The 14,354-nt window shown below is 61.6% G+C and carries 14 protein-coding genes; 10 read left to right on the top strand and 4 right to left on the bottom strand.

All coding sequences use genetic code 11. The features are described from left to right. Window positions 1–19: 19 nt before the first annotated feature. Window positions 20–496 (bottom strand): tRNA (cytidine(34)-2'-O)-methyltransferase, encoded by a 477-nt coding sequence (locus tag FEV16_RS13670; RefSeq protein ID WP_138168184.1) that lies wholly within the window; start codon window positions 494–496, stop codon window positions 20–22. Between the two features lie 200 nt (window positions 497–696). On the opposite strand from FEV16_RS13670, the gene petA reads away from it, so the two are divergent. The 8 genes from petA (at window position 697) to FEV16_RS13710 (ending at window position 9,337) form a co-directional block, all read left to right on the top strand. Further along, window positions 697–1,227, top strand: a complete 531-nt coding sequence (gene petA / locus FEV16_RS13675) for a ubiquinol-cytochrome c reductase iron-sulfur subunit (RefSeq protein ID WP_138168185.1) — start codon at window positions 697–699, stop codon at window positions 1,225–1,227. Window positions 1,228–1,283: 56 nt separating this feature from the next. After that, on the top strand, window positions 1,284–2,522 hold the full coding sequence (locus tag FEV16_RS13680) for a cytochrome b N-terminal domain-containing protein (protein WP_138168186.1): 1,239 nt from the start codon (window positions 1,284–1,286) through the stop codon (window positions 2,520–2,522). Beyond that, complete coding sequence (locus tag FEV16_RS13685) at window positions 2,515–3,471, top strand: cytochrome c1 (protein ID WP_246657338.1); 957 nt, start codon at window positions 2,515–2,517, stop codon at window positions 3,469–3,471. The genes FEV16_RS13680 and FEV16_RS13685 overlap by 8 nt, the downstream gene beginning before the upstream one ends. Before the next feature lie 173 nt (window positions 3,472–3,644). After that, window positions 3,645–4,943 carry a homoserine dehydrogenase gene (locus tag FEV16_RS13690; RefSeq protein WP_138168187.1) on the top strand — a complete coding sequence of 433 codons (1,299 nt, stop codon included), beginning with the start codon at window positions 3,645–3,647 and terminating at the stop codon, window positions 4,941–4,943. A 6-nt stretch (window positions 4,944–4,949) separates the two neighbouring features. Beyond that, on the top strand, window positions 4,950–5,939 hold the full coding sequence (glpX, locus tag FEV16_RS13695; protein ID WP_138168188.1) for a class II fructose-bisphosphatase: 990 nt from the start codon (window positions 4,950–4,952) through the stop codon (window positions 5,937–5,939). A gap of 27 nt (window positions 5,940–5,966) precedes the next feature. Further along, window positions 5,967–7,268, top strand: coding sequence for an RsmB/NOP family class I SAM-dependent RNA methyltransferase (locus tag FEV16_RS13700; RefSeq protein WP_138168189.1), 1,302 nt, complete (start codon window positions 5,967–5,969; stop codon window positions 7,266–7,268). An 8-nt stretch (window positions 7,269–7,276) separates the two neighbouring features. Next, window positions 7,277–8,881, top strand: a complete 1,605-nt coding sequence (gene guaA, locus FEV16_RS13705; RefSeq protein ID WP_138168190.1) for a glutamine-hydrolyzing GMP synthase — start codon at window positions 7,277–7,279, stop codon at window positions 8,879–8,881. 36 nt (window positions 8,882–8,917) lie between these two features. Next, window positions 8,918–9,337: a YciI family protein gene (locus FEV16_RS13710; protein ID WP_246657339.1), complete on the top strand. Its 420-nt coding sequence runs from the start codon at window positions 8,918–8,920 to the stop codon at window positions 9,335–9,337. A gap of 279 nt (window positions 9,338–9,616) precedes the next feature. Here FEV16_RS13710 and FEV16_RS13715 read toward each other — a convergent pair whose 3' ends face one another. Together FEV16_RS13715 and FEV16_RS13720 are read right to left on the bottom strand one after the other, a co-directional pair. Next, window positions 9,617–10,603: a GlxA family transcriptional regulator gene (locus FEV16_RS13715; protein ID WP_138168191.1), complete on the bottom strand. Its 987-nt coding sequence runs from the start codon at window positions 10,601–10,603 to the stop codon at window positions 9,617–9,619. 86 nt (window positions 10,604–10,689) lie between these two features. After that, window positions 10,690–11,448, bottom strand: a complete 759-nt coding sequence (locus FEV16_RS13720) for a DJ-1/PfpI family protein (protein ID WP_138168192.1) — start codon at window positions 11,446–11,448, stop codon at window positions 10,690–10,692. A 656-nt stretch (window positions 11,449–12,104) separates the two neighbouring features. On the opposite strand from FEV16_RS13720, the gene FEV16_RS13730 reads away from it, so the two are divergent. Both FEV16_RS13730 and FEV16_RS13735 read left to right on the top strand, forming a co-directional pair. Next, complete coding sequence (locus FEV16_RS13730; protein WP_138168193.1) at window positions 12,105–12,764, top strand: isoprenylcysteine carboxylmethyltransferase family protein; 660 nt, start codon at window positions 12,105–12,107, stop codon at window positions 12,762–12,764. A gap of 47 nt (window positions 12,765–12,811) precedes the next feature. After that, window positions 12,812–13,171, top strand: a complete 360-nt coding sequence (locus FEV16_RS13735; RefSeq protein WP_138168194.1) for a protease inhibitor I42 family protein — start codon at window positions 12,812–12,814, stop codon at window positions 13,169–13,171. A gap of 2 nt (window positions 13,172–13,173) precedes the next feature. On the opposite strand, the gene FEV16_RS13740 is transcribed toward FEV16_RS13735, so the two are convergent. Continuing rightward, entirely contained in the window at window positions 13,174–14,043 is an 870-nt protein-coding gene (locus FEV16_RS13740; RefSeq protein ID WP_138168195.1) for a methyltransferase domain-containing protein, read from the bottom strand. Between the last annotated feature and the right edge of the window lie 311 nt (window positions 14,044–14,354).

A 14,354-nucleotide genomic window follows, 5' to 3' on the forward strand; every position in this document is an offset into this window, starting at 1 on the left:
TGTGCGGCGGCGCACGTGTTCAAAGCACGCGCAACTGCCGCAACGCTTCGCCCAAGACCATCGCTGCGGCCACGGCGACGTTTAGTGAGCGTATGCCGGGACGCATCGGGATGCGCAGCGCCAGATCGGCGGCGGCGTGGACCTCTTCCGGCGCACCCGCAGATTCCCGGCCGACGAGCAGAATGTCGCCTTCACGATAGGCGCAATCGAGATAGGAGGCCGTCGCATGCGTCGAGAGCAGCAGCAGGCGGCGCGGATTGCCCGCTTGGCGGCAAGCGGCGCGCCAAGCTTGAAAGGCCGTGAAAGACGCATGTCGGTCGATTGTCACCTGGTCGAGGTAGTCCATGCCGGCCCGGCGGAAGTCACGGTCGCTTGTGGGAAATCCGGCGGGCCCGATGATCGCCGCCGAGACGCCAAGGCAAGCGCAGGTTCGCAACATGGTCCCAGCGTTCTGAGGAATGTCGGGCTGATATAGTGCAAGCGTAAGAGGAGCCATTCGCCCTTGCAGTAGGAGGAAATGGCGAATTTGCGGCATATCGCCGCGAAAGGCGCCATGGTCTTGTGTCGCAGTTGGGATAGCCAAATTTCCCTGTCGCGGCTTGTGGACAGCGGCGGAGATTCGCGTAAAACGGATCGCCTTAGGCGCAGCCGCCGCCTCAGCCGCGAAGACTTGAGAGCGTTGGGAGAGGTTCGAGCGTGACAAGCAGAGATGCCGCCGCGAAACCGGCGGAGCCGAGCCGGCGGGATATTCTTTACATCGCCACGGGGGTCGCTGCTGCGGGCGCCGCAGCCGGCATGGTTTGGCCGCTGATCGCGCAGATGAATCCGGACGCGTCCACCCTTGCTCTGGCCTCAACGGAAGTCGATCTATCGGCAGTTCCCGAAGGCCAGATTGTCACGGTGAAATGGCGCGGCAAGCCGGTTTTCGTGCGCCACCGGACGCCTGCCGAAATCAAGGCGGCGGAAGACGTTCCTCTGGCCGACCTTCCCGACCCGGAGCCCGACTCCAAGCGCGTTCAAAAGCCCCAGTGGCTCGTCGTCATCGGCGTATGCACGCATCTTGGCTGCATCCCGACCGGCAAGGAAGGCGAATACAATGGCTGGTTCTGTCCCTGCCATGGCTCGGTCTACGACCTGTCGGGAAGGATTCGCAGCGGCCCGGCGCCGACGAATCTGGAAGTGCCGCCTTACGCCTTCATCGCCGACAACAAAATTAAGATCGGCTAACCAAGGCGGAAGCGCCTTTCAATTTTCCCGCGCGAAATTCCGAGAGCACCAAGCCCATGGAAGGACATTCCCAATACACGCCTAAAAGCGGCTTTGCTCGCTGGTTGGAGCGTCGGCTTCCGATTTTGAGTTTTATTCATGATTCTTTTATCGCCTATCCGACGCCAAAGAACCTCAACTACATGTGGGTGTTTGGCGCGATTTTGAGTTTCATGCTGGTCGCGCAGATTGCGACGGGCGTCGTTTTGGCGATGCACTACACTGCGGAAACGACGCTCGCTTTCGATTCCGTCGAGAAAATCATGCGCGACGTGAATTGGGGAACGATGCTGCGCTACGCGCACGCCAATGGCGCGTCGATGTTCTTTCTCGCCGTCTACATCCATATCTTTCGCGGCATGTATTACGGCTCCTACAAGGAGCCGCGTGAAGTATTGTGGATTCTCGGCGTCATCATCTTCATGCTGATGATGGCGACAGGGTTCCTCGGCTACGTCTTGCCTTGGGGACAAATGTCGTTCTGGGCGGCGACGGTCATCACCAATCTCTTCTCCGCCATTCCCGTCGTCGGCACGTCGATCACCACCTGGCTGCTCGGCGGCTATTCGGTCGACAATCCGACGCTCAACCGTTTCTATGCCTTGCATTATCTGGTGCCGTTCATCATCGTCGCGATCGTGGCTCTTCACGTTTGGGCGCTTCACGTGACCGGTCAGAACAATCCCTCCGGCATTGAAGTGAAGGATATCAAGAGGGACACCGTTCCTTTCACGCCCTATGCGACCTTGAAGGACGGGGTAGGCATCGCGGCTTTTCTCGTCGTCTATGCGTGGCTGACGTTCTTTGTGCCGAATTATCTCGGCCACCCTGACAATTACATCGAAGCCAATCCGCTCGTGACGCCGCCGCACATCGTGCCGGAGTGGTACTTCCTTCCATTCTATGCGATCCTGCGGGCGATCCCGAACAAGCTGCTCGGCGTTATCGCGCTCTTCTCGTCGATTTTGATCACCGCGGCGCTGCCATGGCTCGACACGTCGAAGGTCAAATCCGCCGTGTATCGGCCGCTGTTTCGCAAAGAGTTCTGGGTCTTTCTCGCCGTGTGCATTGGGCTCGGCTATCTCGGCGCGCAGCCTGCCGAAGGCGCTTACCTATGGTTCGCGCGTCTGTTCTCGGCCTATTATTTCTTGCACTTCCTCGTCATTTTGCCGGTGATAGGCAGGATCGAGCAGCCGGAGCAGGCGCCTGAGTCGATCGAGGCTTCGATCATACGTGGGGAAACCTCCCATGTCTGAGGCGCATGCAAAATCACGTCGGTTGGTTTCGTCGACCAAGGGTTGGTCGCTCGTTACCTTCGGGATCGTCGCGACGATGGCGTTAGTCGCGCCCGCCTGGGCGCAGCAGGAGGCGCCGCCGTCTGCAAATGATCAGGTCGCCGCGCCTTCAGCGAAGGAAAAGGAAGCGCGTCACGAAAGTGAGCGGCATGAGCAAAAGCCCAAGCGTTTTGATTGGAGCTTCGCTGGCGCTTTCGGCCGTTACGACAAGGCGCAGTTGCGCCGAGGCTTCAAGGTCTACAAGGAGGTCTGCTCCTCCTGCCATTCGATCAAAATGCTCGCCTTCCGCAATCTTTCGCAGCCCGGCGGTCCGGAGTTCTCCGAGAAGGAAGTCGAAGCGCTCGCTGCGAGCTACAAGATCAAGGACGGGCCGAACGAGTCGGGCGAATATTACGATCGGCCGGGGCGTCCGAGCGATCGCTTTCCGCCGCCCTTCGCCAATGAACAGGCGGCGCGCGCCGCGCTTGCCGGCAATTATCCGCCGGACATGTCGGTTCTCGCCAAGGCGCGCGGCTATTCGCGCGGCTTTCCGCTTTTTCTGTTCGACGCCTTGCCTGGCTTTTCTTACCAAGAGCACGGCGTCGATTACATCGTCTCGCTCATGGAAGGCTATGAGAATACGCCGCCCGACGTGAAACTACCGGAAGGCCAGTTCTACGATCCCTATATGCCGGGGCGGCGCATCGGCATGCCGCCGCCGCTTTCGGACGGCGTGGTGACATACGACGACGGCGCGCCGCAGACGATTGACCAATACGCCAAGGATGTTGCGGCGTTCATGATGTGGGTCGCCGAGCCGCATCTTGAATCCCGCAAGCGGATCGGACTCGGCGTGATCGCTTTCCTGCTCGTCTTCGTCGGGCTGCTTTATTACACGAAGCGCAAGATCTGGTCGGACGTGCCGCATTAGGCGCGGCTTGCTAGGAGCGCGCGTCGCGCCGACTTGACCATAGATTGGCGGCTTTGGCCGACGCCTAATGAGGTTTGCAGCGTCCGCGATTCCTTGATCAAAGGCGTTAAATCGGGCACAAGGCGCGACGTCTTGTGGGCTTTGATCGCCCGCGATTTTCCGGAAAGGTGGCAATGTCGGAGATCTTGCGCGTCGGCATCGCGGGGCTCGGCACCGTCGGCGCGGCGGTCGCGCGTTTGCTCCATCGGCAGGCCGAGGCGCTGACGGCTAGGACAGGACGGCGGATCGTTGTGGCGGGCGTTTCGGCTCGCGACGCCGCTAAGGAGCGGCGCGCCGACCTTTCTGGTGCCGAATTTTTTAATGATCCGGTCAAGCTCGCGGCTTCGCCGTCGATCGACCTTTTCGTCGAACTGATCGGCGGCTCCGAAGGGCCGGCGCGCGCCAGCATCGAAACGGCGCTCGCGCATGGCAAGCCGGTTGTCACCGCCAACAAGGCCTTGCTCGCCGCCCACGGCCTGCATCTCTCGGCGCTTGCCGAGGAGAAACATGCGGCGCTCGCTTTCGAGGCGTCTGTCGCCGGAGGCATTCCGATTGTCAAGACGCTGCGCGAGGGGCTCGCCGGCAATTCGATCGAGCGCGTCTATGGCATTCTCAACGGCACGTGCAATTACATCCTCTCGCGGATGGAGCAGGAGCAGCTCTCCTTCGAGGACTGTCTGGAGGAGGCGCAAAGGCTCGGCTACGCGGAGGCCGATCCGACTTTCGATATCGGCGGTTTCGACACCGCTCACAAGCTTGCGATTCTCACCTCGCTCGCCTTCGGCACGTGCATCGCCGCTGACGCCATCGATATCGAGGGCATCGAGCGCGTCACGCTCGCCGATATCGACGCGGCGGCTGAGCTTGGCTACCGAATTAAGCTGCTCGGCGTTGCGCAGCGCACCGCCGACGGCGTCGAGCAGCGCGTGCATCCCACAATGGTCAGCAAAAAATCCGCCATCGCTCAGGTGATGGGCGTCTTAAACGCCGTCACCATCGACGCCGACGCCGTGCACGAACTGACGCTCGTCGGGCCCGGCGCCGGCGGCGACGCCACCGCCTCGGCGGTCGTCGCCGATATCGCCGACATCGCCAAGGGCGTGCGTTCGGCGCCCTTCGGGCTGCCGACGGCGAAGCTCGCGGAGCTCAAACGCACGCCGATGCAACGCCATGAAGGCGGCTACTACATCCGCATGTCGGTGCGCGACGTCGCCGGCGCCTTCGCCAAGATCGCGACACGCATGGCGGAGCGCCGCATATCGCTCGAAAGCATCGTGCAGCGCGGTAGGCGGGGCGCGCCGGGCGATATCGTCGACGTGATCCTCATCACCCATGCGACGAGCGAACATCTCGTGCGCGAAGCCCTGGATATGATTTACCAGGACGGCGTCATCGTCTCGCGGGCGCAGGTCATCCGCATCGAACGCGAGTAGCGCAACATGACGCAACAATCCGAAACCGACGCGTCGCAAATCGACCGCTATTTGACGCTGGAACTCGCGCGCGCCTCGGAGCGCGCCGCGGTCGCGGCCGCGCGGCTACGCGGACGCGGCGACGAAATGGCCGCCGACCTCGCTGCGGCTGAAGCGATGCGCGAGGAACTGTCGCGGCTTCCCGTGCGCGGGCGAGTCGTGATCGGCGAGGGCGACGAGGACGCAGCGCCGCTGCTTTATGTCGGCGAAGAAATCGGGGCGGGCATAGGGCCTCGCGTCGATCTTGGCGTCGCCGCTCTCGAAGGGTCGACGCTTTGCGCCAAGGATATGCCGGGATCGATCTCCGTCGCCGCTATGGCGCCGGCCGGCTCGCTCTTGCATGCGCCTGACGTTTACATGGACAAGATCGCCATCGGTCCTGGATATCCCGAGGGCACGATCGATCTTGATCGCGACCCCGGCGACAACGTCAGAGCGCTCGCGATCGCGAAAGGCGTGCGGCCGAGTGAAATTACCGTGAGCATTCTCGACCGGCCGCGCCACGCCGAAATCATCAAGAAATGCCGCAATGCGGGCGCCTGCGTGCGCCTCATCACCGACGGCGATGTGGCGGCGATCATTCTCACCACCCATCCCTCGGAAACCGGCGTCGACATGTATCTTGGCCGCGGTGGCGCTGCGGAGGGCGTGCTCGCCGCCTGCGTCTTGCGTTGCGCCGGCGGCCAGATGCAAGGACGGCTGGCGCTCGAAAATCGTGATCAAATCGCGCAGGCGCAGCGTTTCGGCCTTCTTGATCCGCGTCGCAAATATTCAGTCGGCGATATGGCGGCTGGAGATGTCGTCGTCTGCGTGACGGGGGTCACCGCAGGGCCGCTTGTCGGCGGCGTATCGCTCGGCCAGACGACGATTGACACCGAAACCATCGTCTATCGCTCTGCGACCGGCACGATCCGACGCATCCATGCGATGCACCGCGTGGCGGGGAAGTTTGATTAAGATCGGTCCGCCGCGCGCGAGCACGTCATGACTCCCGCCGCTCATGTCTCCGCCGCGATTGAAGTGCTCGACGACCTTGCGAAGCGCCGACGCCCCGCCGCCGAGGCGCTTAAGGATTGGGGCCTCGCGCATCGCTTCGCTGGCTCGAAGGATCGCGCCGCCATCGCGAGCCTCGTCTTTGACGCGTTGAGGAAGCGCGCTTCGGCGGCCTTCATCATGGGTTCGGACGCGCCGCGCGCGATCATGCTCGGGGCGCTGCGCGAAGCGCGCGGCCTTGGCGTCGAGGCGATTGCCGCGCTCTGCTCCGGCGCAGGTCATGCGCCGGCGCTGCTTTCCGATGATGAGCGCTACGGACTGGAAACGGCCTCCCTTGACGCTGCGCCAGACCATGTGCGCGGCGACTATCCGGAATGGCTCGCATCGCGTTTCGAAGCCGCCTTCGGCGCTCGCGCGACTGAAGAGGGCGCGGCGCTTGCGTCACGCGCGCCGGTCGATCTTCGGGTTAATATTCTGAAATGCTCGCGCGAGCAGGCGCTCGAAAAACTTGCGCATCTTTCTCCTGCGCTGACGCCGCTGTCGCCGATTGGTCTGCGCATCGACGTGGGGCAGGGACGGGGGCCGGCGCTGACGGCCGAAACCGCCTATGTAAAGGGTCTCGTCGAGCTTCAGGACGAAGCGTCTCAGCTTGCAGCGCTGCTCTGCGCAGCGGCGCCCGGCGAGCAGGTTCTCGACCTTTGCGCCGGCGGCGGCGGCAAGACGCTGGCGCTCGCGGCGCAAATGCATAACCGCGGTCAGATCTACGCCCATGATTCGGACGGGCGCCGGCTCGCGCCGATTCATGAGCGCCTGGAGCGGGCGGGGGCGCGCAATGTTCAGGTGCGGGCGCCGCGCGGCAAGGTCGATGTGCTCGCCGATCTCGAAGCGCGCTGCGATCTCGTGGTGATCGACGCGCCCTGCACGGGCGTCGGCGCCTGGCGGCGCCATCCAGACGCCAAATGGCGCCTCGCTCCCGGCGCGCTCGAGTTGAGGCTGAAAGAGCAGCGTGAACTTCTGGCGAAGGCTTCGCGCTTCGTGAAGGCCGGCGGGCGGCTCGTTTACGTCACCTGTTCGGTTCTGCGCGACGAAAACGAGGAGCAGATTGCCGCCTTTCTCTCGGCCAATGGCGATTTCACCGCGCCCTCGGCCGCCGCAATGGCCGAACAGGCGGGCCTGCCTGAGCTTGCGCGCTTCGCCTCACCGCATGGTCCCGGCATCCGCCTGTCGCCAGCGACCAGCGGAACGGACGGGTTTTATATCGCAGTGTTGCATCGGAGGGGGCCGATCCCGTAAGGCAGGACATGACCATCGCCGCCGACGCCTTCCATCACGACATCGCCGAGCGCCATGACAAGGTGCTGATCGTCGACTTCGGCTCGCAGGTGACGCAACTCATCGCGCGGCGCGTACGCGAGGCGGGCGTCTATTGCGAGATTTCGCCGTTCCAGAACGCTGAGCGCGCCTTCGCCGACATTCGTCCCAGGGCGGTGATCCTCTCCGGCGGCCCTTGCTCGGTCACCGAAGAAGGCTCTCCCCGCGCGCCGCAGAGCATTTTCGATTCCGGCGTGCCGGTGCTGGGCATCTGCTACGGCGAACAGACGATGGCGATGCAGCTCGGCGGCATGGTCGAAGGCGGGCACCATCGCGAATTCGGCCGCGCCGACGTGACCGCTCTGGAGAAAAGCGCCCTTCTCGACGGCGTGTGGGAGAAAGGCGGCAGTTTTCCCGTCTGGATGAGCCATGGCGATCGGGTGACGAAACTGCCGGAAGGCTTTCGCGTCATCGCCGCTTCGGAGAATGCGCCTTTCGCTGCGATCGCCGATGAACAGCGCCACTATTACGGCGTGCAGTTTCATCTTGAAGTCGTGCATACGCCCGACGGCGCCAAGCTCTTATCGAATTTCGTGCACAAGGTCGCGGGGCTCAAGTCCGACTGGACGATGGCGGCGTTCCGCGGCGAGGCGATTGCGGCGATCCAGCGCCAGGTTGGCGAGGGGCGCGTGCTCTGCGGCCTCTCCGGCGGCGTCGACAGCGCCGTCGCGGCGGTGCTCATTCATGAAGCGATCGGCGAGCGCCTCACCTGCGTCTTTGTCGATCACGGCCTGCTGCGGCAGGGCGAGGCGGAAGAAGTCGTGCGGCTCTTCCGCGATCACTACAATATTCCGCTGCATCACGTCGAAGCGGAGGGGCTGTTCCTCGGCGCGCTTGAAGGCGTCGACGATCCGGAGATGAAGCGCAAGACGATCGGCCGGCTCTTCATCGAGACGTTCGAGGCCGAAGCGAAGAAGATCGCGCAGGACGGGTGCGGCGCGCCGCAGTTTCTCGCGCAAGGCACGCTTTATCCCGACGTCATCGAGAGCGTCTCCTTCACCGGCGGCCCGTCGGTGACGATCAAATCGCATCATAATGTCGGCGGCTTGCCGGAGCGCATGAACATGCGGCTCGTGGAGCCCTTGCGCGAACTCTTCAAGGACGAAGTGCGCGCGCTCGGGCGCGAACTCGGCCTGCCGGAAGCTTTTGTTGGGCGCCATCCATTCCCAGGGCCGGGGCTCGCGATCCGTTGCCCGGGCGTCGTGACGCGCGAGAAGCTTGCTATCCTGCGCAAGGCCGACGCCGTCTATCTCGATGAAATCCGCAAGGCCGGGCTTTACGACGACATCTGGCAGGCCTTCGCTGCGCTGCTGCCGGTGCGCAGCGTCGGCGTGATGGGTGACGGGCGCACCTATGATTACGTCGTCGCGCTGCGCGCCGTGACATCGAGCGACGGCATGACGGCGGATTTCTACCCCTTCGACATGAGTTTCCTCGGCCGCGCCGCGACGCGCATCATCAATGAAGTGAAGGGCGTCAACCGCGTGGTCTATGACGTGACGTCGAAGCCGCCAGGGACGATCGAGTGGGAGTGACGAGCAGCATTGTGGAGTAGCACCGGATAGAGTGGGATGGCGTCGTTCAATATTTACCGACGAAGGCTATCGATAATTCTCGGCTTTTCTCCGGCTCTTGTTGTAGCTGAAATGTCGAACGGAGAACAAACAATGCCTAAGTTCGTTACGATCGGATATGGCGATCAGGCCGGATACGACCGCACTCCTCGCGCTGTGAGAGATGCCGCCCATGCACAGGACGCCAAATTGCGCTCAGAGGGTGCTCTGATGGGTATCGCCGGCAAACCGGTGCAGGTGCGCAATCCGGAAGCGGCCCAACTCGAAACGCTCAGCGGTCCGTTCATGTCGTCCGCCTTGCCGATAGCTGGTTTCGCCGTGATAGAAGCGGCTGACATGGCCGAAGCCATCGAAAAGGTCTCGCACGTTCCGTGTGCCGTCGCCCACGGCGTCGTCGAGGTATGGCCGATGGAGTAAAGCAAGTGACGGTAGTTTCGAGGCTGCGCTGCAACCATCCACGCGAGGCAGAATTAAAAAGATCCGCCGATCGACGCCGATAGTTGCTGAAACCGAGTAAGTCGCGGACCGTCGCAATTCGTGTTTGAAATCAAGAGCGCGATTTTCTGACGGATCGGCAAGACGGTTCTTTGTCGTGCGTAGAAGAAATCTGCACTTGGAATTCAACATATTGTGAACATATAGAACCATCGAGTGGGAGTAATTCCGAGTCTTCAGCTTGCCTTTCGAAAGGCGTCCTTACCCTCGCTCGACCGAACTCGTCGAACTCACAGAGCCTGGTTGTTGACGGGCTGACCGTCGTAACTCCTGCGGCGTGCGGCCGAACGCCTTGACAAAACTTCGGCACATTGTTTCCGCCGACCCAAAACCGACATCTTGTGCGATCCTCTCGATCGGCTCCGCTCCATCCTCGATTTTCGGACGCGCCACCTCCAATCGAAGCCGCTCGACGGCTTTGGCTGGCGTGGTTCCCGTCGCATTTAGAAAAATCCGGCTAAATTGGCGCAGTCCCACGCCCGCTGCATCTGCGAGCGTTTCGACAGGCAAGGGCTTGTTCAAATGATCCCGAGCATAGCAAAGAGCTTCTCTGACGCGACCAGAGGTCGGCATCATTTCCAACATTGTGGAATACTGAGACTGACCGCCCAGTCTACGATGATAGACGACCATATCTCTCGCCACCCCTTTTGCGATTTCGGAACCGCAGTCGGCTTCGATCAAGGCCAGCGCGAGATCGATGCCGGCCGTCAATCCCGCCGACGTCCAGACATTGCCGTCCTTGATGAAAATGCGGTCCGCGTCCACCTGCACGCGCGGATATTGCGTTTGCAACGTTCCGGCGTAACGCCAGTGAGTGGTCGCTCGGCGGCCGTCGAGCAGACCCGCCGACGCTAATAGAAAGGCTCCAGTGCAAACGCTCGCGACGCGACTGGTCTGGGAGCCACATTCGCTGAGAAGGCTCTTGGTTGCCAAATCCAGCTCGAGGAGATGCGCCGTTGGTCCTCCAACCGCCAGAATTTTCCCATCTTCGACAACGTCCGTGAATTTCTCGGAGTTGATGCTTACGCCGGCTCTATCAATTATCGGTCCGCCGGTGGCGGAAACGACATTTATAATATAGCGGCTGTCGTATAGTTCGTTCACCAGATTAAATGCAGAGCACGGGCCGCTCGAATCGAGCGACTCGAATTTTGGATACACAAGAAAAGTGACCTTATGCTTCATGGCTCCGGGCCATATTCGGATCGTCGAAGCATCGCCGCCGCCTGTTTGCCTCGGCGACGGCGACTGAAGTGGGAAGGCGCAGAGGCCTACCTTTGCGCCTCGTAAGCGGGGATCGCTCCACGTCTATACCCGTCGATGATGCCGGCGATCAAACTCGCATATCGATCGGTAATTTCCTTTCCAGCATTTTCAATCGTCCCGGGACCGATCGGCGGATGGGGATCATATTCGACGATCAAATTGGCCATTTGCGCCGACTGATGGCCGAGGGCCCGGTCCGCGACCATGAGCGCGGCCTCAAAACTGCCAATGCTCGGTCTCGCCGTGTAGATGTTTCCATCGACGACGACGCCCCCTGTCGTGACAACCTCCGCGGCGCCGAGCTTTGTCAAAAGCGGTAGGGAGTTGATGCTCGTCGTCACCCGCTTGCCCTTCAACAGGCCAGCGGCGCCAAGCGCCACAACGCCGTTACAGACGCCGATCACGTATTTTGCTTTGCGTCCCTGCTCGGCCACAAAGGCGATAAGGTCAGGATCGTTGGTCGTTTCCGGCGCCAACATCGGAATAGCCAGAACGTCGAGCTGATCTGGACAGTTATCAAAAGTTGTCGTTGGCCGTGTCCACCAAGAGGGAAAGCCTTCTACCAGATCGAGAGACTTCCAAAGTAAATGGATTTCCGTTCCAGGGCAGAATCCAAATACAGCATGGATTCCGACCATATCCATTGGAAGGAAGCCAGGACCGATAATAATGCCGACGCGAAACGCTTTCGTTCCTGGAGGAGACATTCCTTCAGCGAATCCCTCATATGAGGGAAGTTTATTTTTGTTTGTCTTTCCGTTCATATTTTATGCTCCGCGTATACAGCAACAGGCAAAGTTTGCCTACGCGGAGAGTGCCATTCTATTCATGCGTCAGAAAGGACATTAAAAACGTAGATTCGGACATTGCGTTACGCCTAGCCGAAACCCGCAACCACCATCTCAATCGGCAAAAACAAAATCCGGCTATCGGCCGGATATTCGATGAGCTCCCCCATCGCAGATAAAACAGCTTTGCCGCATCGTCTTTGGCGTGCACAAGCACGGTGCCAATGCCGATGCTTTGCGAAGCGACCGTGATGCGACGAAGAGCGTCCGCCCGCTTCCACAAATTGCTGGCTGCGCTACTTAGCGCTGCGTTCGATCCCCTATTTGAAGAGGTTATTATGCCACATTTCCGACTTCTCGCGATCGCCGCATGTATTGGCGGCGCCCTTCTCTCCTCGGCGATGGCGCGCCCCGTAACGACGGACGATTGCCTTTCGCGCGGGCTTTGCGCTTACGTCAACACGAAGGGTCGCGTGACATGCGGAAAATGCCCCGGACAGTTAAAGTCATCGGTCTGGTTCTCGTCGCGCGCCCAGGCGACTTCGAAGCGCCGCAAATAGGTTGCATCGTCGCTCCGTCGCCTGCGGCTGCGATCACTCAGGCATGATCCGGCAGGTTGGAGCAGAGTTTCCATGCGTTCACTGCTGGTTCGCGCCTTGGTGGCCGCGCTGCTGACCGGCCTCTATCTCGGCCTGGCGATCCTCGGCGGCGGCGGGATTGACGCCTTCTTTTCCAACTCGGCGCGGACGGCGGTCGTCGTCGTGACTCTCGCATTGGTGGTCGCTTCGCTCTTTGTCGGCGGCAGTCTCAGCTCCGGCGTGCGTGAGGACCGCGCCAATCGGTGGGTCATCCCGGTCCTTGTGGCGATTGGATTGCTCGGCGCCTATCTGCCGGCCTGGGCCGACCGGGAGGGAGTGTGGAGATTGGATGGCGACGCGGTGCGATGGCTCGGGGTCGCGCTTCTCGCTATGGGCGGCGCATTGCGACTGTGGCCGGTCGCCATTCTCGGGCGGCGTTTCAGCGGCCTTGTCGCCATCCAGCCCGGTCATGAACTTCTGACCACCGGACTCTATAGCCGCATCAGACATCCAAGCTATCTCGGCCTGCTGATCACGGCGCTTGGCTGGGGATTGGCGTTCAACACCGCGGTCGGCGTGCTTCTCGCGCTGCTGAATATCCCGCCGCTCGTCTCAAGGATGCAGGCCGAGGAACGTTTGCTGAGTTCCGAGTTCGGCGCGGCATATGACGCCTATCGCGCACATACCGCCCGACTCATTCCCGGCGTGTATTGAAGATTTGCTCGCCGCCGCATCACACAGAGCGAAAACGGGGACACGTCATGAAGCGTCTGTTGTCGCGCCTGTTGCTGCTCAGCCTTTTCATCTCGCCCTCTGCGCAAGCCGGCGACGTCATCAAGCTCACGCAAGGCGCCAGCACGCAATTCTCGCTGCAAGAGAATGTGACGACCGGCTATTCCTGGCGCATCGATCAAAACGCAAGCCGCAATCTCGAAATCCTGTCGATATCGGATGGCGGCCGGAGCAGCGGCCAGAGACGTATGGTCGGAAGCCCCAGCATCCGACACTGGAAGATTCAAGCGCTCAAGCCTGGCCGCGCCGAAATCATCTTCGTCTATCAGCGGCCATGGGAGCCCGCGCCGGTTCAAACCCGCAGCGTCGACGTTGAGGTCACGCCTTAGCCTCAGGCGTCGCTCTCGCGCGCGGACTTCATCGCGTCCTCGAGACGCATCGTGGCAGAGCCGCGCTTCGCCGGCTTTTGCTGGCTCTCATGCGGCGCCCAGCCCGACGCCCAGACGATCTCGAATGTCGCGCGCACGCGTCCGCCGGCGTCCGAGAAGCGCTCGGCATAGATCTGCGCGGCGCGCGCGACGACGTCGCGCCGCAACGGTCTGCGCGCGCGCTTTGCGAGGACGTTGGCGGCGCCCATGGCCCGCAGATCGCCCATTAGCGCAAACATCGAGTCGTAACGCAGCGTGAAGCTGTCGACGTCGGCGACGGGCAGGGCGAAGCCGGCGCGCTGCAGCAGTGCGCCCATATCGCGAACGTCGACGAAAGGCGACACGCGCGGACTTGCGCCGCCGGTGATTTCTTCTTCGGCCTGAGCAAGCGCGGCGCGAAGCTCCACAAGACTGGCGCCGCCAACGAGGCAGGCGAGGAGCAGCCCGTCGGGCGCGAGCATGCGTCTCGCCTGTGCAAGCACGCCGGGCAGGTCGTTGACCCATTGCAGCGCCATGCCGGAGACGATCAAATCAAAGGAGCCGGGCGCAAAGGGCGGAACTTCTTCATCGATGATGGCGGCGCCTCCGAAGCCGCTGGCGCGCAAGGGCGGCGCACGGCCGCTCGCCACGACGGCTTCCGAGAAATGTGCGCTCGGCGAACCAAGATCGAGCGAACGCGGAAATTCGCGTTTCACCGTCAGCAGACGATCGAGCAAATCATCGCCGGCGCGCTTCATCAGAAAATCCGGCGCGCCCTTGGTTAACGCCCGACTGAGCCGCCTGCGCAGCAGTGCGCGATCAAAAATTTTTGGCGGTCCCACCGTCTCGCTCATTCCTTACGACCACGCCTGCGCCAGATAGCTAAAGCAAGTGCGCAACGCGCATGAATTTCGACGAAAGGATGGCGCAATCACGACGCGATGATCTGAAGCGAGAGGTCGTAAGGTTAGAAATTCACGAAGTATCTTAACGTTAAACCCTAACCTGAAAATGCGAAAGATTTCGACAGGATCATGGCGAAAGTTAGACTGCGCGCGTTCGAGTCGCTGCCGAGGCTTCAGTAAGTAGGGTGTGAGCGTCATGCGTAACCTGTTTGCTCTTTCGCGTCGATCCCGCAGCGCAAAGCCGGCGGGGGTGTTCAAAT

This window comes from Methylocystis sp. B8, from assembly GCF_005771425.1.
In the GTDB taxonomy this organism is placed as follows: Bacteria; Pseudomonadota; Alphaproteobacteria; order Rhizobiales; family Beijerinckiaceae; genus Methylocystis.